The sequence below is a fragment of the Lelliottia nimipressuralis genome (genome assembly GCF_004402045.1).
GTDB lineage: Bacteria > Pseudomonadota > Gammaproteobacteria > Enterobacterales > Enterobacteriaceae > Enterobacter > Enterobacter chinensis.
In genome coordinates this window covers 1-24,346 of record NZ_SOMG01000001.1, presented here as the reverse complement: position 1 = coordinate 24,346, position 24,346 = coordinate 1, and the positions used below count along the sequence as shown (strand labels likewise).

The window sequence follows — 24,346 nt, the reverse complement described above, 5'->3', positions numbered from 1 at the left end:
ATAAAAGGGGGCCGCCGTCGTGCAAAATGCACGTCGGTAAATACGCTTTTTAAATTAACGGCCAGCCGGAGGCGGCTGACCGATTGCTTTACGCGCCCGCCGCCAGCAGCAGGTCGGCTATCGCATCGAAGCCTTTTTCCCGCGCCAGCTCGAGCGGGGTTTTGCCGTATTTATCGGTCATGTGCGGGTTCGCACCGTGATCCAGCAGCAGCTTCACGATCGCCTGCTGCTTCGCGCCACCGTCGTTTAACACGATGGCTTCCAGCAGCGGCGTCCAGCCGACAAAGTTGGTGTGATTGACGTTAATGTCGGTTTTTTCCAGCAGCTCGCGCACGATCTCCACGTGTCCTTTTTCACTGGCAGGCGTAATGCCCACGCCGCCAAAGCGCGTCAGGCGGTCAAGATCCGGATTTGCCGGAAGGACAAGGCGCAGCAGGGTGATATCGTTGGTCAGGCAGCTAATCAGGAAGGGGTTAAAGCAGGTCTGGTCCTGTTTATCAATATCCGCACCGGCAGCAATTAATAACTCCACACAGGCATAATGCTTTTTGAGGCTGGCAATAATAACCGCCGTTCTTTTCTGGCGGTTGGTGGCGTTAATATCCACGCCTTTCTCCAGACAGGCTTTTAGCGCATCGCTATTGCCCTCTTCTGCCGCCAGCAGAAATTCAGTAACGAGTTCAGTTGCAGACATATTCAGACTCCCGATGTTTTTATTTCTGTTGACCTGAGAATAGCAACAGCCTGGTCATAAAAGAATCCGCTTAAAAATGATTCATCGACAGTCAATTCATTATTGAGTTAAATTCAACAATTCAGCCAAAACGTGCGGCCGTGCAACCTTTTCCTTATGTTTTCGGGCTTTTTTACGCTCAGAGCTGCATTCTGCTTATGCCTGACGAAGCCTTATATTTCGCGGCCTCGCGTTAAACGTCAGAACTGTGATCGACGTCAAATGCATTGTAACGGCGCTGTTAAAATATGTTCAAAACTGATGGCTCACGGGAGCAGCGATATGAATTCCATCTTTACCGAAGAGAACCTGCTGGCCTTTACCACCGCCGCACGCTTCGGCAGCTTCAGCAAGGCGGCAACCGAGCTGGGGGTTACCACCTCGGCCATCAGTTACACCATCAAGCGGATGGAAACCGGGCTGGACGTGGTGCTGTTTGTCCGCAACACGCGCAGCATTGAGCTGACCGAGTCCGGGTTTTACTTTTATCGCAAAGCGACCGACCTGCTGAATGATTTTCATGCCATCAAGCGCGGCATAGATACCATTTCTCAGGGCATCGAGGCGCGGGTGCGCATCTGTATCAATCAGCTTTTGTACACGCCGCGCCATACCGCGCGGCTGCTGCAGGTGCTGAAAAAGCAGTTCCCTACCTGCCAGATCACCGTCACCACCGAGGTGTATAACGGCGTCTGGGACTCCATCATTAACAACCAGGCCAACATCGCCATTGGCGCGCCGGACACGCTGCTCGACGGCGGCGGGATTGATTACACCGAGATCGGCGCCATCCGCTGGGTGTTCGCCATCGCGCCGGAACATCCGCTGGCCTTCGTCCCGGAACCGATAGCGGAAAGCCAGCTGCGCCTGTACCCCAACATTATGGTGGAAGATACCGCGCACACCATTAATAAGAAGGTCGGCTGGCTGCTGCACGGACAGGAGGCGATTCTGGTACCGGACTTTAACACCAAATGTCAGTGCCAGATCCTGGGGGAAGGGATAGGTTTTTTACCGGAGCATATGGCACGTGAGGCGGTAGAGGCGGGGCTGCTGGTGACGCGACGAATTAATAACCCGCGTCAGGACTCGCGCATGCTGCTCGCCACGCAGCATGCCGCGACCGGCCAGGTGACGCGCTGGATCAAACAGCAGTTTGGCCCAGCAGGGGTGCTGACCCACATCTATAGCGATCTCCTGTGGCGCGAAGCCACAAATTAGTTTAGCATTTACTTAATTAAGCAAATACTAAACTACAATGACTGAACTTGAACAACTCCAGGCCAGCGCTGAGCAGGCCGCCGCACTCTTAAAAGCGATGAGCAACCCGCGTCGGCTGCTGATCCTCTGCACGCTCTGCGGTGCCCCCGGCACCAGCGCGGGGGAACTGGCGCGTGCGACGGGGCTCAGTCCTTCCGCTACGTCACAGCATCTGGCGCGCATGCGTGAGGAAGGTCTTATCGACAGCACCCGCGACGCGCAGCGCATTCTTTATTTCATTAAAAACGATGCGGTACATCAGCTTATCAGCACCCTGAAAACCCTTTATTGCCCGTAAGGAGCCGCCATGTCACTTCCTCTTCTTTCCCCGCACCAGGCCAGTGCCCGCGTCGCTGAAGGCGCAAAACTGATTGATATTCGCGATGCCGACGAGTACGCACGCGAGCATATTCCCGTTGCGCAGTCGGTGCCGCTGGCTACCCTACCCGACGGGCTTAAAGCGCACGCGGGTGAAACGGTAATTTTTCACTGCCAGTCCGGCGCCCGAACGTCGGGGAATGCCGATCGCCTTGCACAGGCTGCCGCGCCCGCCGAGGCATTTGTGGTCGAAGGTGGCATTCAGGGCTGGAAGCAGGCCGGGCTTCAGACTGTCGAAGACAAATCCCAGCCGCTGCCGCTGATGCGTCAGGTGCAAATTGCCGCCGGGCTGCTCATTCTCTGCGGTGTGGTGCTGGGCTATAGCGTCTCAAGCGGCTTTTTCCTGCTCAGCGGTTTCGTGGGTGCCGGGCTGATGTTCGCGGGGGTGACGGGTTTTTGCGGTATGGCGCGACTGCTCAAAGTGATGCCCTGGAACCGGCGTACCTCATAAGCAGTAATCGATGAAATACGCTGTACCCGCCGTCGTACGTGGGCTAAGGTGAAGATCGCTAAAACGATGAGGAGGTAATATGTTTTCTGTCGGTGATTATGTGCAACCGCTTAAAGGCGGCCCGAAGCTGAAAGTGCTCGAAGTGAATGGTGACAGCATTGTGGCGGTACAGGCCAGCAATGAACAAGGTGAGACATATACCCTTAAAGCCACCGATCTGTCGCTGTATACCGAAGACGGTGATTTTGGCGTCTGCTGAACAGTTAACCGGGCGGAGTGTTCCGCCCGGTTCACGCATTACATCAGAAAATCATCAAGTGATTTACCGTTCGCCAGCGCGCTGGCAATAGGCTTCGGCGTGCGGCCCTGGCCGGTCCACGTTTTCTCTTCACCGTTCTGGTCAATAAAGCGGTATTTGGCTTCACGCGGCTTGCGCTTTTTCGCTGGCTTGCCTGCCTGCACCAGCTCAGAGCCCAACAGGTCTGTCGGTGAAATACCATCGGCTTTCATCAGTTCCAGCAGAGCATTAATTTTCTCCTGCTGCTCAGCGCGTTGCTGCTCTAATTCCGCCAGTTCACTACGTTTCTCTTCGGCAACGACCCTGACCTTTTCCAGCATTTCCTCAAGAACGTCCAGGGATAATTCGCGGGCCATGGCACGCAGAGTTCGGATATTATTAAGATTCTGTAACGTCAAAGACATATTATTTGAAAACCTTTTCTTTAGGGTAAATAGATAAATCCCCAACAGAATAATTCATTTCTGTCGAAATATCTACCCGCGGGGCCGCCCCGCCAATAATGTCAATATGTTTAAATATCGCCAGTAATATTACCTTATGACGCATGTAGGATACGTGCGAATTCAATACTGACGTCAATATAAATGGTCAGCTTTAATCCAAATATCAGCATTCTTCGCTACCCATACGAAAGACGATCCGCACCTCAGCCCCGTGAATATCAAGCATATGATTTTTATATAAAAATTGCTAAGCGAGACAGATTATAACGAACCGAACAAAAAACAATCAACTTTAGAGAGTTTTGTGGACAAAACGCGATTAAATAAAGATTAATCACTAGTTGTTAGTTCAAACGCAGAGATATACGCTATACATGTCAAACAAACCAACCTAAAGCACTAACTGCTTAGGGAAAATCGTTTCTTTTGTGTTCTTCTCAAGGAGTTCAGACATGTTCTCACCGCAATCACGCCTTCGCCATGCGGTAGCGGATACTTTCGCGATGGTTGTCTACTGTTCCGTCGTGAACATGCTGATTGAAATATTCCTCTCCGGAATGACCTTCGAGCAGTCACTTTCTTCTCGCCTGGTGGCGATCCCGGTCAATATTATTATTGCCTGGCCTTACGGTTTATACCGCGATGCGGTAATGCGCATCGCGCGGCGTATCAGCCCTGCAGGCTGGGTGAAAAACCTGGCGGACGTTCTGGCGTATGTAACGTTCCAGTCTCCGGTTTACGTGGCCATTCTGCTGACGGTAGGTGCGGACTGGCACCAGATTGCTGCGGCGGTCAGTTCGAATATTGTGATTTCAATGCTGATGGGTGCGGTATACGGCTATTTCCTCGACTACTGTCGCCGCCTGTTTAAGGTCAGCCAGTACAGCCAGGCAAAAGCGTGATGTGAAGCGACTGGCGCACGCCAGTCGCAAATTTACTGTACGTCGCCAAACAGTCCCTTCAAAAACCGCTCCAGCGCCATACGCGAGCTGAAGCCATGCGGAATACCATAATGCTCATGCGTTTCTCCGCCTAAATAGAGCGGGAATTGCTGATAATGATCGCAGGTTTTAATATCCGAGGCAGGCTCAGCAAAGGACAGACTTCTGTCTTTCAGCGTCGGGTGAATAATGAGAGCGGTACGTCCCATTCTTGCTTCACGATTAACGTAAACATAATTCTCGCCACGGCGATATCCATACGCTTTTGATGTCACCTCATCCATGGTGAATCCCTCTTTTTCAAGAACGCGCGCCACCTCATCAGGTCGTAAATACATATCTTTTCCTCGTTATCTTTTCCTGCCCGGCAACCTTACAGTATTCAGCATTAGCAGGGCTTTCAGAATAATCCATAAACTGCCGGATAACGCGTGATGCGCTTCAGATATTAAATTTCTGAACTAAACTGAACGGGAACGCAAAATTACGGAGGATCGTATGTTTAACAGACCGAACCGAAACGATATTAATGACGACGCTCAGGATATTCGTAATGATGTCAGCCAATTAGCGGACACGCTGGAAGAAGTGCTGAAATCCTGGGGAACCGACGCAAAGGACGAAGCGGATGCCGCAAAACGTAAGGCTCAGTCTCTGCTCCGTGAAACCCGCGCGCGTTTGAACGGACGCACGCGGACGACTCAGGCGGCCTGCGATGCGGTGAGCTGCGCAACGACGTTCGTGCGTGAAAAACCGCTCTGTACGTTGGGCACAGTCGCGGCAGTCGGTATCTTCGTAGGTGCCCTGCTCAGCCTGCGTAAATAACGCCCCCTCACACGTTTTTTCTGCCCCGGCGGTCAGTGGCTGTCGGGGCTCTTCTTTGCCTGATGGCCTGAAAAACCCGTACAGCCTGCCCTGCCCCGCTGAGCTCATCATAGAGGCGACATCAATCTAAATTTCCCATATCTTGTATGGTTGAAACTTAAGACAACTACATCTAGTATTCCTTTTAGCAAGATACACACAACCTGACGCGATGATTCGCGCCGCTCTCTCATTTTAAATGGAAATACGAATCATGAGCATTATTATTTACACTCGTAACGATTGTGTTCAGTGCCACGCCACAAAACGCGCGATGGAAAGCCGCGGAGTGGCTTTTGAGATGGTGAATATTGACCAGCAGCCCGAGGCCGCCGATACCCTACGTGCGCAGGGTTTCCGTCAGCTTCCGGTTGTTGTCGCCGGGGAGCTCAGCTGGTCTGGCTTCCGCCCGGACATGATCAACCGCCTGAGCGCTCAGGCCGCTCGGGCATGAGTGGGCTGGTTTTCTTCTCCAGCAGCTCGGAAAACACGCTCCGTTTTATTGAGCGCGTTGGGCTGCCTGCGGTGCGCATTCCGCTGAACGAGCGGGAGCGGATCCGGGTAGAGGAACCTTACATTCTGGTGGTGCCCAGCTATGGCGGCGGCGGTACGGCGGGGGCCGTCCCCCGTCAGGTGATCCGCTTTCTGAACGATCCTCATAACCGCGGGCTGATTCGCGGCGTGATCGCGGCGGGCAATCGCAATTTCGGCGATGCCTTTGGCCGCGCCGGGGACGTCATCTCTCAAAAATGCGGCGTGCCGTACCTCTATCGCTTTGAGCTGATGGGGACACAGCAGGACGTCGAAAACGTGCGTAAAGGAGTGAACGAATTTTGGCAACGACAACCGCAGAACGGGTAATTCAGGCGACGCCGGATTACCACGCATTAAACGCGATGCTTAACCTCTACGATCGTCAGGGGCGCATTCAGTTTGATAAAGACAGAGAGGCGGTGGACGCCTTTTTCGCCGCCCATGTGCGGCCCAACAGCGTGACCTTCGCGAGCCAGAATGAGCGTCTCGACTATCTGGTTAAAGAGGGCTACTACGAGGAGCGCGTCCTGGTCCGCTACGATCGCTCCTTCGTGGTAAGACTGTTTGAACGCGCCCACGCCAGCGGTTTTCGTTTCCAGACCTTCCTCGGCGCGTGGAAGTACTATACCAGCTACACCCTGAAGACCTTCGACGGTAAACGCTACTTAGAAAGCTTTGAAGATCGCGTGGTGATGGTGGCGCTGACGCTGGCCCAGGGTGATGAAGCGCTGGCGGAGCAGCTAACCGATGAGATCCTCTCCGGGCGCTTCCAGCCCGCCACGCCGACCTTCCTCAACTGCGGCAAAGCCCAGCGCGGCGAGCTGGTCTCCTGCTTCCTGCTGCGCATCGAAGACAATATGGAGTCGATTGGCCGTGCGGTGAATTCTGCGCTGCAGCTTTCCAAACGCGGCGGCGGCGTGGCGTTTTTGCTCTCCAACCTGCGTGAAGCGGGCGCGCCAATCAAGCGCATCGAAAACCAGTCCTCTGGCGTGATCCCGGTGATGAAGATGCTGGAAGATGCGTTCTCCTATGCCAATCAGCTTGGCGCGCGCCAGGGCGCGGGCGCCGTTTATCTGCATGCGCACCACCCGGACATTCTGCGGTTTCTGGACACCAGGCGCGAAAATGCCGACGAAAAAATTCGCATCAAAACTCTGTCGCTGGGGGTGGTGATCCCGGATATCACCTTTAAGCTCGCCAGAGAGAATGCCGACATGGCGCTCTTCTCGCCGTATGACGTTGAGCGGATTTACGGCAAAGCCTTTGGCGACGTGGCCATCAGCGAACTCTACGAGGAACTGGTGGCCGACGATCGTATTCGCAAAAAATATATCAACGCCCGCGATTTCTTCCAGACGCTGGCGGAGATCCAGTTTGAGTCCGGCTATCCGTATATCATGTACGAGGACACGGTGAACCGCGCGAACCCGATTGCCGGGCGCATCAACATGAGCAACCTGTGTTCGGAGATTTTGCAGGTCAACAGCGCGTCCAGCTATGACGAGAACCTGGACTATGCGGATATCGGCAAAGATATCTCCTGTAACCTCGGGTCGCTGAATATCGCCCATACCATGGATTCCCCCGACTTTGGCCGCACGGTGGAAACGGCCATTCGCGGCCTGACGGCGGTGTCGGACATGAGCCACATCCGCAGCGTGCCGTCTATTGAAGCGGGTAATGCCGCGTCGCACGCCATCGGCCTCGGGCAGATGAACCTGCACGGCTATCTGGCGCGGGAAGGTATTGCTTACGGCAGCCCGGAAGGGCTGGATTTCACCAACCTCTATTTTTACACCATAACCTGGCATGCGCTGCACACCTCGATGATGCTGGCGCGCGAGCGCAACCAGCGCTTCGCGGGCTTTGAGCAGTCCCGCTACGCCAGCGGGGAGTATTTCAGCCAATACCTTGAAGGCGACTGGCAGCCAAAAACGGCGCGAGTACGTGAGCTGTTTACCCGCGTCGGGATCGTTCTGCCCACGCGCGAGATGTGGCAGCAATTGCGTGATGACGTGATGCACTACGGCATCTACAACCAGAACCTGCAGGCCGTACCGCCGACCGGTTCGATTTCCTACATCAATCACGCCACGTCGAGCATTCACCCGATAGTGTCAAAAATTGAAATTCGTAAGGAAGGCAAAACCGGGCGCGTCTACTACCCAGCGCCGTTTATGACTAATGAAAATCTGGCGCTGTATCAGGATGCGTATGAGATCGGCCCGGAAAAAATTATCGATACCTATGCCGAGGCGACAAAACATGTGGATCAGGGGCTGTCGCTGACGCTGTTTTTCCCGGATACCGCCACCACACGGGATATCAACAGGGCGCAGATCTACGCCTGGAAGAAAGGCATTAAAACACTCTACTACATTCGCCTGCGCCAGCTTGCGCTGGAAGGCACCGAAATTGAAGGCTGCGTGTCCTGCGCGCTGTAAGGAGAAAGGATGAAACTGTCACGCGTAAGCGCCGTTAACTGGAACAAGATCCAGGACGACAAAGATCTGGAAGTGTGGAACCGGCTGACCAGCAACTTCTGGCTGCCGGAAAAGGTCCCGCTCTCTAACGATATCCCGGCCTGGCAAACGCTCAGCCACGCCGAACAGCAGCTGACGATACGCGTCTTTACCGGCCTGACGCTGCTGGACACCGTTCAGAATACCGTGGGGGCGCCCGCGCTAATGCGTGACGCGCTTACACCCCACGAAGAGGCGGTAATGTCCAACATCAGCTTTATGGAGGCGGTGCACGCCCGCTCCTACAGCTCGATTTTTTCGACGCTGTGTCAGACCAAAGACGTGGACGCCGCCTACGCCTGGAGTGAAGAGAGCGAGTCATTGCAGCGAAAGGCGGATCTGGTGCTGGAATATTACCGGGCCGACGAGCCGCTGAAGAAGAAGATCGCCAGCGTGTTTCTGGAATCCTTCCTCTTCTATTCCGGCTTCTGGCTTCCCATGTACTGGTCGAGCCGGGGTAAGCTCACCAACACCGCCGATTTGATCCGGCTTATCATCCGCGATGAAGCGGTACACGGGTATTACATCGGCTATAAGTATCAGAAAGGACTGGAGAAAGTCAGCGAGGCAAAGCGTGAGGAACTCAAAGGGTTTGCGCTCGATTTGCTGATGGATCTATACGACAACGAGCTGAGCTATACCGAGGAACTGTACGCCGGTACCGGCTGGGAGGAAGACGTGAAAGCCTTCCTCTGCTACAACGCCAACAAGGCGCTGATGAATCTCGGTTACGACGCGCTATTCCCGCCTGAGATGGCGGAGGTGAACCCGGCAATTCTGGCCGCGCTGTCGCCCAACGCCGACGAAAACCACGATTTCTTCTCCGGGTCGGGTTCATCGTATGTGATAGGCAAAGCGGTGGAAACGAAGGATGAAGACTGGGATTTTTAATAAACGCTAACGTTCGTTAATTTAATATAAACCCAACAATTTTCTCTCTAATATTTACAAAACAACTACACTGTCATTTCCGCGTCATATTCGCCTGAACCGTTCGATTCAGGCGAAATTTCCCGATGCTGCAGCAAAAAATTGAGAAAAATTCAAATCGCGCTCAGCCCTTTACTCATGGGAAATTCAGCCGTTTCGCTTCCCTGAAAATTCACATCATAAGCAAACCCAGGGTTGTCTCAGATTCTCAGTATGTTAGGGTTATGCCCGTTAACAATTTACCATGGTAATCATATCGACATAAACAAATAACAGGACACTCTCTATTGCATGGCAATTAAATTAGAAGTGAAAAATCTTTATAAAGTATTTGGCGAGCATCCGCAGCGCGCATTCAAATATATTGAGAAAGGCCTTTCGAAAGAGCAAATTCTGGAAAAAACTGGGCTATCGCTTGGCGTTAAAGACGCCAGTCTGGCCATTGAAGAAGGCGAGATTTTTGTCATCATGGGATTATCCGGTTCGGGTAAATCCACTATGGTTCGCCTTCTCAATCGCCTGATTGAACCCACCCGCGGACAGGTGCTGATTGACGGCGTAGATATCGCCAGAATCTCAGACGCAGAGCTTCGCGAGGTGCGCAGAAAGAAGATTGCGATGGTGTTCCAGTCATTTGCGCTAATGCCGCACATGACGGTGCTGGATAATACCGCCTTTGGTATGGAATTAGCCGGCACACCCGCTCAGGAACGTCAGGAAAAAGCTCTTGATGCGCTGCGTCAGGTTGGGCTGGAGAATTATGCGCATGCGTACCCGGATGAACTTTCCGGCGGTATGCGCCAGCGCGTAGGATTAGCCCGCGCATTAGCCATTAATCCGGACATATTATTAATGGATGAAGCCTTCTCGGCTCTCGATCCATTAATTCGCACCGAGATGCAGGATGAGCTGGTAAAATTACAGGCTAAACATCAGCGAACCATTGTATTTATTTCCCACGATCTGGATGAAGCCATGCGTATTGGCGACCGTATTGCCATTATGCAAAATGGTGAAGTGGTGCAGGTCGGCACACCGGATGAAATTCTCAATAATCCGGCCAATGATTATGTCCGCACCTTCTTCCGCGGCGTGGATATTAGCCAGGTCTTTAGCGCCAAAGATATCGCCCGTCGAACGCCAAACGGCATTATCCGTAAAACGCCAGGTTTTGGCCCGCGCTCAGCCCTTAAGCTGCTGCAGGACGAAGACCGTGAATACGGTTATCTGGTTGAACGCGGCAATAAATTTGTTGGCATTGTCTCCATCGACTCTCTGAAAACCGCCCTTAGCGAAAACCAGGGAATCGATGCGGCCCTAATTGACGCTCCGCTTGCCGTGGACGCCGAAACGCCGCTCAGCGAGTTGCTCTCTCACGTGGGTCAGGCGCCGTGCGCCGTGCCGGTCGTGGGCGAGGAACAACAGTACGTCGGCATCATCTCAAAACGCATGCTGCTGCAGGCTTTAGATCGCGAGGGGGCAAACAATGACCGATCAATCTAACCCGTGGGGTACACCTGAAGCAGCGGACAGCGCTGCGCAATCTGCCGACGCGTGGGGTTCCACGCCAGCGCCTGCCGACGGCGGCGGTGCGGCAGACTGGCTGAACAGCGCACCCGCGCCTGCGCCAGAACACTTCAATATTATGGATCCGTTCCACAAGACGCTGATCCCGCTGGACAGCTGGGTCACGGAGGGGATCGACTGGGTGGTCACGCACTTTCGTCCGCTCTTCCAGGGGATCCGCGTCCCGGTGGATTACATCCTCAACGGTTTCCAGCAGCTGATGCTGGGCATGCCGGCCCCGGTGGCCATCGTGCTGTTTTCCCTGATCGCCTGGCAGTTTGGCAGCGCTGGGATGGGGATCGCCACGCTGATCTCGCTGATTGCCATCGGCGCGATTGGCGCCTGGTCGCAGGCGATGATCACCCTGGCGCTGGTGCTGACCGCCCTGCTCTTCTGCGTGGCGATCGGCCTGCCGATGGGGATCTGGCTGGCGCGCAGCCCGCGGGCGGCGAAGATTATTCGTCCGCTGCTGGATGCGATGCAGACCACGCCGGCGTTCGTGTATCTGGTGCCGATCGTGATGCTGTTCGGCATCGGTAACGTGCCGGGAGTGGTGGTGACCATTATCTTCGCCCTGCCGCCGATTATTCGTCTGACCATTCTGGGAATAAACCAGGTGCCTGCGGATCTGATCGAAGCGTCACGCTCGTTCGGCGCCAGCCCGCGCCAGCTGCTGTTTAAGGTTCAGCTCCCGCTGGCGATGCCGACCATCATGGCAGGGGTTAACCAGACGCTGATGCTGGCGCTGTCGATGGTCGTCATTGCCTCGATGATCGCCGTAGGCGGTCTGGGGCAGATGGTGCTGCGCGGCATTGGCCGTCTCGACATGGGGCTGGCAACCGTCGGCGGCGTCGGGATTGTGATCCTCGCCATTATTCTTGACCGCCTGACCCAGGCTGTCGGTCGTGATTCACGCAGTCGCGGCAATCGTCGCTGGTATACCACCGGCCCTATCGGGTTACTCACCCGTCCATTCACAAAATAAGGAACAACGATGCGACATAACGTACTTTTTGCCACAGCGTTTGCGACCCTTGTCTCCACCAGCGCGTTTGCGGCGGACCTGCCGGGCAAAGGCATTACCGTACAGCCGGTGCAGAGCACCATTTCGGAAGAGAGCTTCCAGACCCTGATCGTCAGCCGTGCGCTGGAAAAACTGGGCTATACGGTCAACACGCCAAGTGAAGTGGACTATAACGTGGGCTACACCTCGATTGCCTCCGGTGATGCCACCTTTACCGCGGTTAACTGGCAGCCGTTGCATGACGATATGTATGCCGCCGCGGGCGGTGATAAGAAATTCTACCGTCAGGGCACCTTCGTGACCGGTGCGGCGCAGGGTTATCTGATCGACAAGAAAACCGCCGACCAGTATCACATCACCAATATTGCACAGCTGAAAGATCCGAAGATCGCCAAACTGTTCGACACCAACGGTGACGGCAAAGCCGACATGATGGGCTGCTCGCCGGGCTGGGGCTGTGAAGCGGTGATTAACCACCAGAACAAAGCCTTCGACCTGGCGAAGACCGTCGACGTGAGCCACGGCAACTATTCGGCGATGATGGCCGACACCATTGCCCGCTTCAAAGAGGGCAAACCGGTTATCTACTACACCTGGACGCCGTACTGGGTCAGCGACGTGCTGAAGCCGGGTAAAGACGTGGTGTGGCTACAGGTACCGTTCTCCTCCCTGCCGGGCGAGCAGAAAGATATCGACACCAAACTGCCGAACGGCATGAACTACGGCTTCCCGGTGAACACGATGCACATCGTCGCGAACAAAGCCTGGGCGGAGAAAAACCCGGCGGCGGCGAAGCTGTTCTCGGTGATGAAGCTGCCGCTGGCGGACATCAACGCCCAGAACGCGATGATGCATGCGGGCAAATCGTCTGAGGCCGATGTCAAAGGTCACGTCGACGGCTGGATAAAAGCCCACCAGCAGCAGTTTGATGGCTGGGTGAAAGAGGCGCTTGAGGCGCAGAAGTAAAACATTTTCCCTCACCCCAGCCCTCTCCCGAAGGGAGAGGGTGTTAGCGTTCCCTCTCCCTTCGGGAGAGGGTTAGGGTGAGGGGTTAAACCGCACAAACACACACATAACAATCCCCCAACATTCACCATCATTGGTTATTATGGTTTCCGGAAAAATAATCACTCAACTAATGATTCCTGAAACCCATGACCAAAACAACTCAAGGGCTTAGCCCCTCACTCATCCTTTTAATGTCCGTGGCAACGGGTCTGGCGGTCGCCAGCAACTATTACGCGCAACCTCTTCTCGACACCATCGCCCGCGCGTTCAACCTCTCTGCCAGCTCCGCAGGCTTTATCGTTACGGCCGCGCAGCTTGGCTATGCCGCAGGGCTGCTGTTCCTGGTGCCGCTTGGCGATATGTTTGAACGACGAATGCTGATCGTCTCCATGACTTTGCTGGCCGCCGGCGGGATGTTGATCACCGCCAGCAGCCAGTCGCTGACGATGATGATCGTCGGTACCGCGCTAACGGGGCTGTTCTCCGTGGTGGCGCAAATCCTGGTACCACTCGCCGCGACACTCGCCTCTCCGGAAAAGCGCGGCAAGGTAGTGGGCACCATTATGAGCGGCCTGCTGCTGGGGATTTTGCTGGCGCGTACCGTTGCTGGGCTGCTGGCAAGCCTCGGTGGCTGGCGCACCGTTTACTGGGTGGCAAGTGTATTGATGGTGGTTATGGCCCTGGCGCTGTGGCGCGGCCTGCCGAAGGTGAAGCAGGAAAACCACCTGAACTATCCGCAGCTTCTGGCCTCCGTGTTCAGCCTGTTCACGCAGGATAAACTCCTGCGCACCCGCGCCTTGTTGGGCTGTTTCACCTTCGCTAACTTCAGCATTCTGTGGACGTCGATGGCGTTTTTGCTTGCCGCCCCGCCGTTCAATTATTCCGAAGGGGTGATTGGCCTGTTCGGTCTGGCCGGTGCCGCAGGTGCACTGGGCGCACGTCCCGCAGGCGGGCTGGCCGACAAGGGCAAATCCCACCTGACCACCTCCGCAGGGCTGGTTTTACTCCTGCTCTCCTGGGCGGCGATCTGGTACGGACACGTCTCGGTGCTGGCGCTGATCGTCGGTATTCTGGTGCTCGATCTCACCGTGCAGGGCGTTCACATCACCAATCAGACCGTGATTTATCGCGTGAAGCCTGAGGCGCGTAACCGCCTCACGGCCGGATACATGACCAGCTACTTTATTGGCGGCGCAGCGGGTTCGCTCATTTCCGCCTCAGCGTGGCAGCATGCCGGCTGGTCCGGCGTGTGCGGAATAGGGGCCATCGTCGCCGCGCTCAACCTTCTTGTATGGTGGCGCGGCTACCATCGTCAGGATGCAATTCATTAAGTTTTACATTGCGTTGGGCCTCTTAGGGTGTAAAGAGGCCCTTCAGTCTGTTAATGTAAACGTAATCATTTATCCCAGAAATTTTAATGTGGGTGACATATTTACAATCGGCATGAATAGTTCAGACCCCCGTCCTCACATCCTCTCTCCAGCGGGTTCACACCCTACGCTTTCTGTGCTCACCGGGTCACGGACTTACCCGGCGCTTTCTGATGGTGATATTAATTTGGCGGATATAACCGCACAAATAATTCATTTACATTATTTGTCACCATCGTTACTATATCGGCTGTAATTAATGAGGTTATGCCCAAATGGATAGTTCGTTTACGCCCATTGAACAAATGCTTAAATTCCGCGCCAGTCGCCATGAGGACTTCCCGTATCAGGAAATCCTGCTGACTCGCCTGTGCATGCACATGCAGGGTAAGCTACTGGAAAACCGTAATAAAATGCTGAAAGCTCAAGGGATTAACGAGACGTTGTTTATGGCGTTGATTACGCTGGAGTCTCAGGAAAACCACAGCATTCAGCCTTCCGAGTTGAGCTGCGCGCTGGGCTCCTCCCGTACCAATGCGACCCGTATTGCCGATGAGCTTGAAAAGCGTGGCTGGATCGAGCGCCGTGAAAGCGACAACGATCGCCGCTGCCTGCATCTGCAACTGACCGATAAAGGTCACCAGTTCCTGCGCGAGGTGCTGCCACCTCAGCACAATTGCCTGCACAAACTCTGGTCTGCCCTCAGCTCCGCCGAGCGCGACCAGCTTGAGCACATCACTCGCAAGCTGCTCACCCGTCTGGATCAGATGGATGAAGACGGCGCCGTTCTTGAGGCGCTGCGCTAACGCGACGACACGCTCAACATTCCAGATTTATAAGAAAACCGACAGGCCAGCACGTCACACTGCTGGCCTTTCTGACAACAGGTCGGCTCAGCCGATGTGAAAATAAGAAGATCGTGGAGAACTACAATGAGCGCAAATGCGGAGAGCACTACCCCGCAGCAACCGGCCAACAAGAAAGGCAAACGTAAGAGCGCCCTTCTTCTGTTGACCTTGCTCTTTATCATTATTGCCGTGGCATATGGGATCTATTGGTTTTTAGTCTTGCGTCATGCTGAAGAGACTGACGACGCCTACGTGGCAGGGAACCAGGTACAAATTATGGCGCAGGTGTCGGGCAGCGTGACGAAAGTCTGGGCTGACAATACCGACTTTGTGCAAAAAGGCGATGTGTTGGTGACCCTCGATCCAACCGACGCCCAGCAGGCGTTTGAGAAAGCACAGACCGCGCTGGCCTCCAGCGTCCGTCAGACCCGCCAGCTGATGATCAACAGTAAACAGCTGCAGGCCAACATCGACGTGCAGAAAACCGCACTCGCACAGGCGCAGAGCGACCTGAACCGTCGCGTACCGCTCGGCACCGCCAACCTGATTGGCCGTGAAGAGCTGCAGCACGCGCGCGACGCCGTTGCCAGCGCTCAGGCACAGCTGGATGTGGCTATTCAACAGTACAACGCTAACCAGGCGATGGTGCTGGGCACCAGCCTGGAAAACCAGCCAGCCGTACAGCAGGCGGCGACCGAAGTCCGCAACGCATGGCTTGCCCTGCAGCGTACCAAAATCGTCAGCCCGATGACCGGCTATGTCTCCCGTCGTTCCGTCCAGCCAGGGGCACAAATTAGCCCAACCACGCCGCTGATGGCAGTCGTGCCGGCGGACAATCTGTGGGTAGATGCCAACTTTAAAGAGACGCAGCTTGCCCATATGCGTATCGGCCAGACCGCGACGGTCGTCAGCGACATCTACGGCGATGACGTTAAGTACACCGGGAAAGTGGTCGGTCTGGATATGGGGACCGGCAGCGCCTTCTCCCTGCTGCCGGCGCAGAACGCCACCGGTAACTGGATCAAAGTGGTTCAGCGTCTGCCTGTACGTATTGAACTGGATGCCAAACAGCTGGCGGATCACCCGCTGCGTATCGGCCTCTCAACGCTTGTGACGGTCGACACCGCCAACCGCGACGGTCAGATCCTGGCAAGCCAGGTGCGTAGCAGCCCGGCTTATGAAAGTAACGCCCGTGAAATTAGCCTCGATCCGGTCAACAAGCTGATCGATGACATCGTGAAGGCAAACGCCGGTTAAGCCGAAGGTGAGCGTTATGCAACAGCAAAAGCCGCAAAAACCGCTGGAAGGCGCACAGCTGGTCATTATGACCATTGCGCTGTCGCTGGCGACATTCATGCAGGTGCTGGACTCCACCATCGCAAACGTGGCGATCCCCACGATCGCCGGGAACCTTGGCTCGTCGCTGAGCCAGGGGACCTGGGTTATTACCTCGTTTGGGGTGGCAAACGCCATCTCCATTCCGATCACCGGCTGGCTGGCGAAGCGCGTCGGTGAAGTGAAGCTGTTCCTCTGGTCAACGGTACTGTTCGTTCTCGCCTCCTGGGCGTGCGGCATGTCCAGCAGCCTGACGATGCTGATTTTCTTCCGCGTCATCCAGGGGATTGTTGCCGGGCCGTTGATTCCGCTGTCGCAGAGCTTACTGCTGAACAACTACCCACCGGCAAAACGCTCTATTGCGCTGGCGTTGTGGTCGATGACCGTGATTGTTGCGCCGATTTGCGGGCCAATTCTGGGCGGGTATATCAGCGATAACTACCACTGGGGCTGGATCTTCTTTATCAACGTTCCCATTGGTGCGCTGGTGGTACTGATGACGCTGCAGTCTCTGCGCGGTCGCGAAACGCGTACTGAACAGCGGCGCATTGACGGTGTGGGACTGGCGTTACTGGTTGTCGGCATTGGTAGCCTGCAGATCATGCTCGACCGCGGTAAAGAGCTCGACTGGTTTGCCTCTTCGGAAATCATCGTCCTGACGGTGGTCGCCGTCGTCGCCATTAGTTTCCTGATTGTCTGGGAGCTGACGGACGACAACCCGATAGTCGACCTGTCGCTGTTTAAGTCGCGAAACTTCACCATTGGCTGTCTGTGTATCAGCCTCGCCTACATGCTCTACTTCGGCGCGATCGTTCTGCTGCCGCAGCTATTGCAGGAGGTATATGGCTATACCGCCACCTGGGCAGGCCTTGCCTCCGCGCCTGTCGGGGTGATCCCCGTCCTGCTGTCGCCGATTATCGGCCGGTTCGCCCACAAGCTCGACATGCGCAGGCTGGTGACGTTCAGCTTCATCATGTACGCGGTCTGCTTCTACTGGCGTGCGTACACGTTCGAACCGGGAATGGACTTTGGCGCCTCCGCGTGGCCGCAGTTTATTCAGGGCTTTGCCGTGGCGTGCTTCTTTATGCCACTGACCACCATCACGCTTTCCGGCTTACCGCCTGAGCGTATGGCGGCGGCATCAAGCCTGTCGAACTTTACCCGAACGCTGGCGGGCTCGATTGGGACGTCCATTACTACGACGCTGTGGACCAACCGTGAATCATTGCACCATGCGCAATTGACCGAGGCGGTGAACCCGTTCAACCCCAATGCTCAACAGATGTATAGCCAGCTTGAGGGCATGGGGATGACGGAGCAGCAGGCGTCAGGCTGGATCGCCCAGCAGATCACCAACCAGGGTCTGATTATCTCTGCCAACGAGATTTTCTGGATTTCGGCAGGGATCTTTATCGTCCTGCTGGGGCTGGTGTGGTTTGCCAGACCGCCGTTCGGTGCCGGTGGCGGGGGTGGTGGCGCACACTAGTCCTCTGCGCTGGTTGCCGGGTGGCGCTGCGCTTACAAGTCCTGTAGGCCGGGTAAGGCGTAGCCGCCACCCGGCAACCATCGCGACCGTTGTCCAGAACGCGACAGCGATTGTCAGTTCCGATAAAGCAGCGCTCCTGAAATCCCTTCACGATAGTGAAAAGACAACAGGAGCGCATCATGCTGAACACACCCGCCGACAAGTACCAGCCCTATCCCACGCTTTCCCTGCCCGACCGTCGCTGGCCGGAGCAACGCATCACCCGCGCGCCGCGCTGGCTCTCCACCGACTTACGCGACGGCAACCAGGCCCTTGCCGAGCCGATGGACAGCGCGCGCAAGCTGCAGTTCTGGGACTTGCTGCTGAGCTGCGGGTTTAAAGAGATCGAGGTCGCCTTTCCTTCGGCCTCGCAGACGGATTTCAACTTTGTTCGCCAACTGATTGAAGAGAACCGCATTCCGGAGGATGTCACCATTCAGGTGTTAACCCAGGCACGGGAAGACCTGATCGTCCGCACCTTTGAGTCCCTGCGCGGTGCCAAACAGGCCACCGTACACCTCTATAATGCGACCGCCCCGCTGTTCCGCCGTCTGGTATTTGGCATGGAGAAAGCGCAAATCATCGAGCTGGCAACGCGCTCCACGCGCTTTATCCGCACGCTGTGTGAAGAGCATCCTGAAACCCGCTGGCAATACGAATACTCGCCGGAAACCTTCTGCTTTACCGAGCCAGAATTCGCGCTGGAGATTTGTGAAGCGGTGGCGGAAATCTGGCAGCCCTGCGCCGAACGCCCAATGGTAATCAACTTACCGGCCACCGTCGAAGTGAGTACACCGAACGTGTATGCCGACCAGATTGAATATTTTTGTCGCCGCTTTAGCCGCCGCGCGGATGTTTGCATTAGCGTGCATCCGCATAACGATCGCGGCACCGGCGTGGCGAGCGCAGAGTTAGCCATCATGGCTGGCGCCGACCGCGTGGAAGGCTGCCTGTTTGGCAACGGCGAGCGCACGGGCAACGTTTGTCTGGTCACGCTGGCGATGAATCTCTACAGCCAGGGGATTAGCCCTGCACTGGACTTCAGCGATATGAATCGGGTGGTAGACGTGGTGGAAGCCTGTAATCAGCTGCCGGTACATCCGCGCCATCCGTGGGCTGGACGCCTGGCCTACACGGCTTTTTCCGGTTCCCATCAGGATGCAATTAAAAAAGGATTTGATGCCCGCAAGCCCGGCGAACGCTGGGAGATGCCCTATCTGCCCGTCGATCCGCAGGACATCGGCTGTACCTACGAAGCGGTCATCCGCGTGAACAGTCAGTCCGGAAAAAGCGGCAGCGCCTGGCTCATTGAGCAGAATCACGGTTTGAAATTACCCCGCGCCCTGCAGCAAGATTTTAGCCAGCATGTGCAGCAGGAAACGGACAAACACGGTAAAGAGATGACGCAGAATACGCTGTGGCAGCTTTTTCGCAGCCGCTACGGACTGGTGGAAACACCCCATTTTGCCCTTCAGTCGTACCGCAGCGATAGCCAGCAGGACGGTCAGTTGCGCCTGACGGCAAGCGTAGCCACGCAAGGCGGAACGCGTCAGCTTGATGGCCAGGGGAACGGGCTGCTGTCCGCCGCCGCGAGTGGCGTAAGCCGCTGGGTTAACATGCCGTTCGTGATTAAGGATTATCACGAACATACGCTGGGTGAACGCAGCGACAGCCGCTCTGTGGCGTACATTCGCTGTCTGTTCCAGGACGGCAGCAGCCGCTGGGGCGTGGGGATTGACAGCGATGTGGCGCGCGCGTCCATTCAGGCACTGTTCAACGCGGTCAGTCGTTCCTGAAATAATCGCTCGGGGAAGTCCCCATCACCCGACGAAACATTGCCGTAAAGGCGCTGTGGCTGCCGTAGCCCAGTTCCAGCGCCACGCGTAACACAGGCTGGCCCTGCGCCAGCCGCTGGAGCGCTTCCAGTAAACGTGCCCTTCTCACCCACTCGCTATAATGCAAACCTGTCTGCTGCTGAAAGTGACGGTTCAGGGTACGCTCACTCATGCCGATAAGGTTCGCTGACAGGGAGCAGCTCCAGCTTTCCCCTGGGGCCTGCTGAATTTGCTGGCAAAGCCTGCGTAACGGTTCGCTTTGCGGCTCTGGCAGATTAAACGGCAGCACCGGCATCAGGCGGAGTTCATCAAGAATCAGCTCATACACCCGTTCGTCGCGGCTCCCTGGCGAATACGATTCGGGAAGCGAAAGCGACGCGAGGATCAGCTCGCGTAACAGCGGTGAGATCTGCACGATCTGACACGTTGCGGGCAGATCGGCGCGGGCCAGCGGATCTATAAACAGCGTTCGCGCCGCCACGTTGCCGGTAATACGCAGGGAGTGCCGGGTGCCCGCAGGCAGCCAAACGCCCCGCCCGGGCGGAACCACCCAACAGCCAGACGCGGTATCCACCCTCACCACCCCACTCAGGCTATGCAACAGCTGCGCGCAGTCGTGCTGGTGCCACGGCTCGCCTTCACCATGACGGTAGTCATGCGCAAACGGAACGAGTGGGCGATGGGTAAAGGAGAAGGTTGCGGTTGTGGTCAAAGGAGGCACCAACACAATGTAGGCCCGGTAAGCGAAGCGCCACCGGGCATCCACAGGCACAATACTAGATGTGCAGTTCCTGCAGTTTTTCTTTTGGCAGGGCCAGCTCTTCGTTGCTGTTCACGCGAACATCACGCTCGATGATGTGACGCGCGATTTCCTGCGCTTCTTCCAGAGAGTGCATCTGGTAAGTGCCGCACTGGTAAACGTTCAGCTCAGGGATCTGGTTCTGCTCTTTCACCTTCAGCACGTCTTCCATAGCCGCTTTCCAGGCATCCGCGACGCGCTTCTCATCAGGCACACCAATCAGGCTCATGTAGAAACCGGTACGGCAGCCCATCGGAGAGATATCGATGATCTCAACGCCGTTGCCGTTCAGGTGGTCACGCATGAAACCGGCGAACAGGTGCTCCAGCGTATGAATGCCTTTCTCTGGCATCACTTCTTTGTTTGGTACGCAGAAACGCAGATCGAATACGGTGATCGTGTCGCCGTGCGGAGTGTGCATGGTCTTCGCCACGCGGACTGCAGGTGCTTCCATACGGGTATGGTCGACAGTAAAGCTATCTAATAACGGCATACGTCACCTCCGATAGTGATTTTTTTTAAAATAAACTGAACTCTTCTACAGAATGCACGTCTGAGTATATGAAAGACGCGCATTTGTTATCATCATCCCTGAATTCAGAGATGTATATTTTGGCCACAGCGATGTGGCCTTTTTCTTTTCTGCTTAAGCCTGCCTCGCCAGAAACGCCTCAAACGACTCCGTATCCGCCGCTTCAACCTCTTTCTGGCGCGCAACGGACGCATCGCGTTCCGCTACAAAATCCGCTTCGCTCAGGATTTCTAATGGCTCCTGCATCAGCATCTCACGGTATTCCGCCGCAAGCGATCGTCCGGTACCGCCAATGCCCTGATCAATCATAGAACGCAGAATGCGTGCTGAGAACGTCAGTTCCGGGTTATCAAAGCATTCCACCAGCTGGTCGCAAATCTGTTGATACGCGTCGCCACCGTCGATGCTGTCCATCGTCCTGGCAACACGCTTCAGGTCACGGAACAGATCTTTACCGACTTTGGTCAGTGGGAACTGTGCCGTTTCACAGCCGATACCCAGCGTCAGACCCGGTTTACGCCCTTCCAGAATCACGCGGTTCCAGTTTGTACGGGTACAAAGCAGTTCGTCTGCACTCATTTCCGGCGCATCCGCCAGCACGCACCAGACCATAAACAGATCCAGGAAGCGAATCTGCTGTTCATCAACGCCAACCGGTGAGAACGGGTTGATATCCAGCGAGCGCACTTCAATGTATTCAATCCCGCCGCGCTGCAGCGCATCCGACGGCGTTTCACCGCTGCGCGTCACGCGCTTAGGACGAATAGGCGCATACAGCTCGTTTTCAATCTGCAGGACATTGCTGTTGATCTGCAGACGTTTACCGTCTTTTTCGAGGCCGATTTTCTCGTACTCTTCCGACGGGGTTTTGATCGCCCGCTTCAATCCTGCCACATATTCGTGCAATTCGTTAAACGTAATACCGAGATTGCTTTGCGATTTATTGGTATAACCGAGATCGCTCAGGCGCAGAGAGGTCGCATACGGCAGGTAGTACATCCCGCATTCTGTCTTCTCGAACGGTAGCGTGGTCGGTTTCCCCTGCAGGAACGATGAGCAAATAGCAGGCGATGCGCCGAACAGATACGGGATCACCCAACCGAAACGGTAATAGTTGCGGATCAGGCGGAAGTAGCCTTCCGAGATCGCGTCTTTATCGGTTTCCCCCCCTTTCGCCTGCCAGAATGCCATCGGCAACGAGAAGTTGTAATGCACGCCAGAGATGGTCTGCATCAACGCGCCGTAGCGGTTTTTCAGTCCTTCGCGATAGAGCGTTTTCAGCCGGCCGATATTTGACGTGCCGTACTGCGCCAGCTCAATCTCCTGGCCCTGCTCGATATAACACGGCATGCTGAGGGGCCACATACGCTCGTCGCCCATGTTACGCGCGGTGTAGCGATGGATATCGCGCATGATCGTTAGCATATGATCAATATCACCCTCTACTGGGGTGATGAACTCCAGCAGCGCTTCAGCGAAATCGGTTGTGATCCATTTATGTGTCAGCGCCGAGCCTAACGCCTTCGGGTGACCCGTCGTCGCTAAGCTACCGTCCGCGTTAACGCGCAGCGTTTCACGCTCAAGACCACGCTGAATACCCTTCAATGCCTGAGGGTGGTTTTCCAGCCAGGCCAGCGCCTGAGATACGTCCGGGATCAAATTGACCTCCCGCCTGTCAAAGTAATGTTACTCAGCATAATTGTAATGGTTGACGATTGAAGGTCGCTTATTCATTCCACCAATTAGTGCCACCACGTCATACCCTGCAGCGTTGCCCATGCCACGAGGACATAACGCACCGCCTTGCCAAGGCACAAAAAAAAGAGCACCGGTCCCCAGGAGATGCGCATCCATCCCGCCAGCAGACACAGCAAATCGCCTATTACAGGCATCCAGCTTAATAACAGCGTGGCAGCGCCATAGCGTTTTAGCCAGCCGACTGCCTTTTCCTGCCAGCGCGATTTTTCGCGTAGCGGAAAGAAACGTCCAAGAATAACGTTAGTCAGCCCTCCAAGGCTATTACCCATTGTTGCTATTAATACCAGCAACCAGGGCTGACTTACGCCGGACAACAGCATCGCCACCAGCACCACTTCCGAATTTCCCGGTAACAGCGTGGCGCTTAAGAAACTGCTGGCGAATAATGAGGCAAGTGACAGCGCGTCACTCACAGTAAGCGCACATCCACCGCGGCCATGCCGGCATCACGCGCGGCCTGAATACCGAAATCGGCATCTTCAAACACGACGCATTTTTCCGCCGGGACACCCATTAATTCTGCACAGAGCAGGAAGGTGTCTGGTGCGGGCTTGTGATTTTTAACATGATCGGCGGCAACCACGGCAGAAAAATAGTGGCGCAGGCCAAGATGGTTGAGCAAAGCCTCTGCAATCGCGCTTTCGCTGCCCGTCCCCACTGACATCGGGCGACGTCCGTGCCACTCTTTCACGACATCAATCAGCGGAAGCGGGCGTACGGTATCTAAAAGCATGGCTTTTACCGCATCGGTTTTTTCACGCGCGAGCAGGTGCGGGTCGAGATCGGCCTGATTCATTTCAATCACGGCCTGCGCAATACGCCAGGTTGGGGATCCGTTAAGGGCAATCATCGCCTGAAGGTCGAAACGCATACCGTAGCGGCCCAGGACGTCAGTCCAGGCTTGACGATGCGTGGGTTCGGTATCCAGGATGGTGCCATCCATATCGAAGATCAAACCGTCATACTGTGCGTACATCGTGCTCTCGCTAAACGATTAACAAAGCATTACTTTATCGCAAAAGGTTTTTTTTGTCGCTGATTGAGAGTGTGATTGCTGACGGAACGTCGAAGGAATAAACAAAGAAAGGGAAGATGGTGCATCCGGGAGGATTCGAACCTCCGACCGCTCGGTTCGTAGCCGAGTACTCTATCCAGCTGAGCTACGGATGCATCGGGAAATGCTTTTAGAAACAGTAAATGGTGCATCCGGGAGGATTCGAACCTCCGACCGCTCGGTTCGTAGCCGAGTACTCTATCCAGCTGAGCTACGGATGCATCAGGGAACTGCTTTCAGAAATAGTAAATGGTGCATCCGGGAGGATTCGAACCTCCGACCGCTCGGTTCGTAGCCGAGTACTCTATCCAGCTGAGCTACGGATGCATCAGGGA

General features: G+C 55.5%; 26 protein-coding genes and 3 tRNA genes. 18 read left to right on the top strand and 11 right to left on the bottom strand.

The window, feature by feature from the left end; translation table 11 throughout:
- Positions 1-88: 88 nt before the first annotated feature.
- The gene (locus tag E3U32_RS00145; protein WP_134347220.1) at positions 89-694 is read right to left on the bottom strand and encodes an ankyrin repeat domain-containing protein; all 606 of its coding nucleotides are present in this window, start codon (positions 692-694) and stop codon (positions 89-91) included.
- A gap of 321 nt (positions 695-1,015) precedes the next feature.
- Here E3U32_RS00145 and E3U32_RS00140 point away from each other — a divergent pair, with 321 nt between their 5' ends.
- The 4 genes from E3U32_RS00140 (at position 1,016) to E3U32_RS00125 (ending at position 3,081) form a co-directional block, all read left to right on the top strand.
- Positions 1,016-1,954, top strand: coding sequence for a LysR substrate-binding domain-containing protein (locus E3U32_RS00140; RefSeq protein WP_134347219.1), 939 nt, complete (start codon positions 1,016-1,018; stop codon positions 1,952-1,954).
- A gap of 37 nt (positions 1,955-1,991) precedes the next feature.
- Positions 1,992-2,291, top strand: a complete 300-nt coding sequence (locus E3U32_RS00135; protein WP_134347218.1) for an ArsR/SmtB family transcription factor — start codon at positions 1,992-1,994, stop codon at positions 2,289-2,291.
- 9 nt (positions 2,292-2,300) lie between these two features.
- Positions 2,301-2,822 carry a rhodanese family protein gene (locus E3U32_RS00130; RefSeq protein WP_134347217.1) on the top strand — a complete coding sequence of 174 codons (522 nt, stop codon included), beginning with the start codon at positions 2,301-2,303 and terminating at the stop codon, positions 2,820-2,822.
- Positions 2,823-2,901: 79 nt separating this feature from the next.
- Complete coding sequence (locus tag E3U32_RS00125; RefSeq protein WP_134347216.1) at positions 2,902-3,081, top strand: hypothetical protein; 180 nt, start codon at positions 2,902-2,904, stop codon at positions 3,079-3,081.
- Positions 3,082-3,119: 38 nt separating this feature from the next.
- Here the strand turns inward: E3U32_RS00125 and stpA are convergent, their stop codons facing one another.
- Positions 3,120-3,524, bottom strand: a complete 405-nt coding sequence (gene stpA / locus E3U32_RS00120; protein WP_134347215.1) for a DNA-binding protein StpA — start codon at positions 3,522-3,524, stop codon at positions 3,120-3,122.
- A gap of 494 nt (positions 3,525-4,018) precedes the next feature.
- Between stpA and alaE the strand changes: the two genes are divergently transcribed.
- Complete coding sequence (alaE, locus tag E3U32_RS00115) at positions 4,019-4,468, top strand: L-alanine exporter AlaE (protein ID WP_134347214.1); 450 nt, start codon at positions 4,019-4,021, stop codon at positions 4,466-4,468.
- A 32-nt stretch (positions 4,469-4,500) separates the two neighbouring features.
- Here alaE and E3U32_RS00110 read toward each other — a convergent pair whose 3' ends face one another.
- Entirely contained in the window at positions 4,501-4,845 is a 345-nt protein-coding gene (locus E3U32_RS00110; protein WP_006811693.1) for a DUF2002 family protein, read from the bottom strand.
- A gap of 160 nt (positions 4,846-5,005) precedes the next feature.
- Here E3U32_RS00110 and E3U32_RS00105 point away from each other — a divergent pair, with 160 nt between their 5' ends.
- The 13 genes from E3U32_RS00105 to leuA all read left to right on the top strand — a co-directional run bounded on the left by E3U32_RS00105 (position 5,006) and on the right by leuA (position 19,829).
- On the top strand, positions 5,006-5,332 hold the full coding sequence (locus E3U32_RS00105; protein ID WP_023333166.1) for a DUF883 domain-containing protein: 327 nt from the start codon (positions 5,006-5,008) through the stop codon (positions 5,330-5,332).
- Positions 5,333-5,585: 253 nt separating this feature from the next.
- On the top strand, positions 5,586-5,825 hold the full coding sequence (gene nrdH, locus E3U32_RS00100; RefSeq protein WP_025759730.1) for a glutaredoxin-like protein NrdH: 240 nt from the start codon (positions 5,586-5,588) through the stop codon (positions 5,823-5,825).
- A complete protein-coding gene (nrdI, locus tag E3U32_RS00095) occupies positions 5,822-6,232 on the top strand; it encodes a class Ib ribonucleoside-diphosphate reductase assembly flavoprotein NrdI (protein WP_021241965.1) in 411 nt (136 codons plus the stop codon). The genes nrdH and nrdI overlap by 4 nt, the downstream gene beginning before the upstream one ends.
- On the top strand, positions 6,205-8,349 hold the full coding sequence (nrdE, locus tag E3U32_RS00090) for a class 1b ribonucleoside-diphosphate reductase subunit alpha (RefSeq protein ID WP_134347213.1): 2,145 nt from the start codon (positions 6,205-6,207) through the stop codon (positions 8,347-8,349). The genes nrdI and nrdE overlap by 28 nt, the downstream gene beginning before the upstream one ends.
- Positions 8,350-8,358: 9 nt before the next feature.
- Positions 8,359-9,318: a class 1b ribonucleoside-diphosphate reductase subunit beta gene (nrdF, locus tag E3U32_RS00085; protein WP_134347212.1), complete on the top strand. Its 960-nt coding sequence runs from the start codon at positions 8,359-8,361 to the stop codon at positions 9,316-9,318.
- A 330-nt stretch (positions 9,319-9,648) separates the two neighbouring features.
- Positions 9,649-10,860, top strand: coding sequence for a glycine betaine/L-proline ABC transporter ATP-binding protein ProV (proV, locus tag E3U32_RS00080; RefSeq protein WP_134347211.1), 1,212 nt, complete (start codon positions 9,649-9,651; stop codon positions 10,858-10,860).
- Positions 10,844-11,908, top strand: coding sequence for a glycine betaine/L-proline ABC transporter permease ProW (proW, locus tag E3U32_RS00075; protein ID WP_134347210.1), 1,065 nt, complete (start codon positions 10,844-10,846; stop codon positions 11,906-11,908). Before proV ends, proW begins: the two co-directional genes overlap by 17 nt.
- Before the next feature lie 9 nt (positions 11,909-11,917).
- Positions 11,918-12,913, top strand: a complete 996-nt coding sequence (proX, locus tag E3U32_RS00070) for a glycine betaine/L-proline ABC transporter substrate-binding protein ProX (RefSeq protein ID WP_134347209.1) — start codon at positions 11,918-11,920, stop codon at positions 12,911-12,913.
- Positions 12,914-13,101: 188 nt separating this feature from the next.
- A complete protein-coding gene (locus tag E3U32_RS00065) occupies positions 13,102-14,286 on the top strand; it encodes an MFS transporter (RefSeq protein WP_134347208.1) in 1,185 nt (394 codons plus the stop codon).
- A 314-nt stretch (positions 14,287-14,600) separates the two neighbouring features.
- Positions 14,601-15,131 (top strand): transcriptional repressor MprA, encoded by a 531-nt coding sequence (mprA, locus tag E3U32_RS00060; protein WP_134347207.1) that lies wholly within the window; start codon positions 14,601-14,603, stop codon positions 15,129-15,131.
- Positions 15,132-15,257: 126 nt separating this feature from the next.
- Complete coding sequence (emrA, locus tag E3U32_RS00055; protein WP_045909303.1) at positions 15,258-16,430, top strand: multidrug efflux MFS transporter periplasmic adaptor subunit EmrA; 1,173 nt, start codon at positions 15,258-15,260, stop codon at positions 16,428-16,430.
- A 16-nt stretch (positions 16,431-16,446) separates the two neighbouring features.
- Complete coding sequence (gene emrB / locus E3U32_RS00050; protein ID WP_134347206.1) at positions 16,447-17,994, top strand: multidrug efflux MFS transporter permease subunit EmrB; 1,548 nt, start codon at positions 16,447-16,449, stop codon at positions 17,992-17,994.
- A gap of 179 nt (positions 17,995-18,173) precedes the next feature.
- A complete protein-coding gene (gene leuA, locus E3U32_RS00045; protein ID WP_134347205.1) occupies positions 18,174-19,829 on the top strand; it encodes a 2-isopropylmalate synthase in 1,656 nt (551 codons plus the stop codon).
- On the opposite strand, the gene E3U32_RS00040 is transcribed toward leuA, so the two are convergent.
- The 8 genes from E3U32_RS00040 to E3U32_RS00005 form a co-directional block, all read right to left on the bottom strand.
- A complete protein-coding gene (locus E3U32_RS00040; RefSeq protein ID WP_134347204.1) occupies positions 19,816-20,580 on the bottom strand; it encodes an AraC family transcriptional regulator in 765 nt (254 codons plus the stop codon). The genes leuA and E3U32_RS00040 overlap by 14 nt on opposite strands.
- A 64-nt stretch (positions 20,581-20,644) precedes the next feature.
- Entirely contained in the window at positions 20,645-21,160 is a 516-nt protein-coding gene (gene luxS, locus E3U32_RS00035) for an S-ribosylhomocysteine lyase (protein WP_047646219.1), read from the bottom strand.
- Positions 21,161-21,313: 153 nt separating this feature from the next.
- Positions 21,314-22,858, bottom strand: a complete 1,545-nt coding sequence (gshA, locus tag E3U32_RS00030) for a glutamate--cysteine ligase (protein ID WP_134347203.1) — start codon at positions 22,856-22,858, stop codon at positions 21,314-21,316.
- Between the two features lie 83 nt (positions 22,859-22,941).
- Positions 22,942-23,370, bottom strand: coding sequence for a YqaA family protein (locus E3U32_RS00025; RefSeq protein ID WP_134347202.1), 429 nt, complete (start codon positions 23,368-23,370; stop codon positions 22,942-22,944).
- Positions 23,367-23,933 carry a fructose-1-phosphate/6-phosphogluconate phosphatase gene (yqaB, locus tag E3U32_RS00020; protein ID WP_134347201.1) on the bottom strand — a complete coding sequence of 189 codons (567 nt, stop codon included), beginning with the start codon at positions 23,931-23,933 and terminating at the stop codon, positions 23,367-23,369. The genes E3U32_RS00025 and yqaB overlap by 4 nt, the downstream gene beginning before the upstream one ends.
- Before the next feature lie 117 nt (positions 23,934-24,050).
- Positions 24,051-24,127 (bottom strand) — tRNA-Arg (locus E3U32_RS00015).
- A 28-nt stretch (positions 24,128-24,155) separates the two neighbouring features.
- A tRNA-Arg gene (locus E3U32_RS00010) sits at positions 24,156-24,232 on the bottom strand.
- Between the two features lie 29 nt (positions 24,233-24,261).
- Positions 24,262-24,338, bottom strand: a tRNA-Arg gene (locus E3U32_RS00005).
- Between the last annotated feature and the right edge of the window lie 8 nt (positions 24,339-24,346).

What these genes read in the sequence shown, in the direction of transcription:
- E3U32_RS00145 (WP_134347220.1), bottom strand. Translation starts at nt 694, where the DNA reads ATGTCTGCAACTGAACTCGTTACTGAATTTCTGCTGGCGGCAGAAGAG.
- E3U32_RS00140 (WP_134347219.1), top strand. Translation starts at nt 1,016, where the DNA reads ATGAATTCCATCTTTACCGAAGAGAACCTGCTGGCCTTTACCACCGCC.
- E3U32_RS00135 (WP_134347218.1), top strand. Translation starts at nt 1,992, where the DNA reads ATGACTGAACTTGAACAACTCCAGGCCAGCGCTGAGCAGGCCGCCGCA.
- E3U32_RS00130 (WP_134347217.1), top strand. Translation starts at nt 2,301, where the DNA reads ATGTCACTTCCTCTTCTTTCCCCGCACCAGGCCAGTGCCCGCGTCGCT.
- E3U32_RS00125 (WP_134347216.1), top strand. Translation starts at nt 2,902, where the DNA reads ATGTTTTCTGTCGGTGATTATGTGCAACCGCTTAAAGGCGGCCCGAAG.
- stpA (WP_134347215.1), bottom strand. Translation starts at nt 3,524, where the DNA reads ATGTCTTTGACGTTACAGAATCTTAATAATATCCGAACTCTGCGTGCC.
- alaE (WP_134347214.1), top strand. Translation starts at nt 4,019, where the DNA reads ATGTTCTCACCGCAATCACGCCTTCGCCATGCGGTAGCGGATACTTTC.
- E3U32_RS00110 (WP_006811693.1), bottom strand. Translation starts at nt 4,845, where the DNA reads ATGTATTTACGACCTGATGAGGTGGCGCGCGTTCTTGAAAAAGAGGGA.
- E3U32_RS00105 (WP_023333166.1), top strand. Translation starts at nt 5,006, where the DNA reads ATGTTTAACAGACCGAACCGAAACGATATTAATGACGACGCTCAGGAT.
- nrdH (WP_025759730.1), top strand. Translation starts at nt 5,586, where the DNA reads ATGAGCATTATTATTTACACTCGTAACGATTGTGTTCAGTGCCACGCC.
- nrdI (WP_021241965.1), top strand. Translation starts at nt 5,822, where the DNA reads ATGAGTGGGCTGGTTTTCTTCTCCAGCAGCTCGGAAAACACGCTCCGT.
- nrdF (WP_134347212.1), top strand. Translation starts at nt 8,359, where the DNA reads ATGAAACTGTCACGCGTAAGCGCCGTTAACTGGAACAAGATCCAGGAC.
- proV (WP_134347211.1), top strand. Translation starts at nt 9,649, where the DNA reads ATGGCAATTAAATTAGAAGTGAAAAATCTTTATAAAGTATTTGGCGAG.
- proW (WP_134347210.1), top strand. Translation starts at nt 10,844, where the DNA reads ATGACCGATCAATCTAACCCGTGGGGTACACCTGAAGCAGCGGACAGC.
- proX (WP_134347209.1), top strand. Translation starts at nt 11,918, where the DNA reads ATGCGACATAACGTACTTTTTGCCACAGCGTTTGCGACCCTTGTCTCC.
- E3U32_RS00065 (WP_134347208.1), top strand. Translation starts at nt 13,102, where the DNA reads ATGACCAAAACAACTCAAGGGCTTAGCCCCTCACTCATCCTTTTAATG.
- mprA (WP_134347207.1), top strand. Translation starts at nt 14,601, where the DNA reads ATGGATAGTTCGTTTACGCCCATTGAACAAATGCTTAAATTCCGCGCC.
- emrA (WP_045909303.1), top strand. Translation starts at nt 15,258, where the DNA reads ATGAGCGCAAATGCGGAGAGCACTACCCCGCAGCAACCGGCCAACAAG.
- emrB (WP_134347206.1), top strand. Translation starts at nt 16,447, where the DNA reads ATGCAACAGCAAAAGCCGCAAAAACCGCTGGAAGGCGCACAGCTGGTC.
- leuA (WP_134347205.1), top strand. Translation starts at nt 18,174, where the DNA reads ATGCTGAACACACCCGCCGACAAGTACCAGCCCTATCCCACGCTTTCC.
- luxS (WP_047646219.1), bottom strand. Translation starts at nt 21,160, where the DNA reads ATGCCGTTATTAGATAGCTTTACTGTCGACCATACCCGTATGGAAGCA.
- yqaB (WP_134347201.1), bottom strand. Translation starts at nt 23,933, where the DNA reads ATGTACGCACAGTATGACGGTTTGATCTTCGATATGGATGGCACCATC.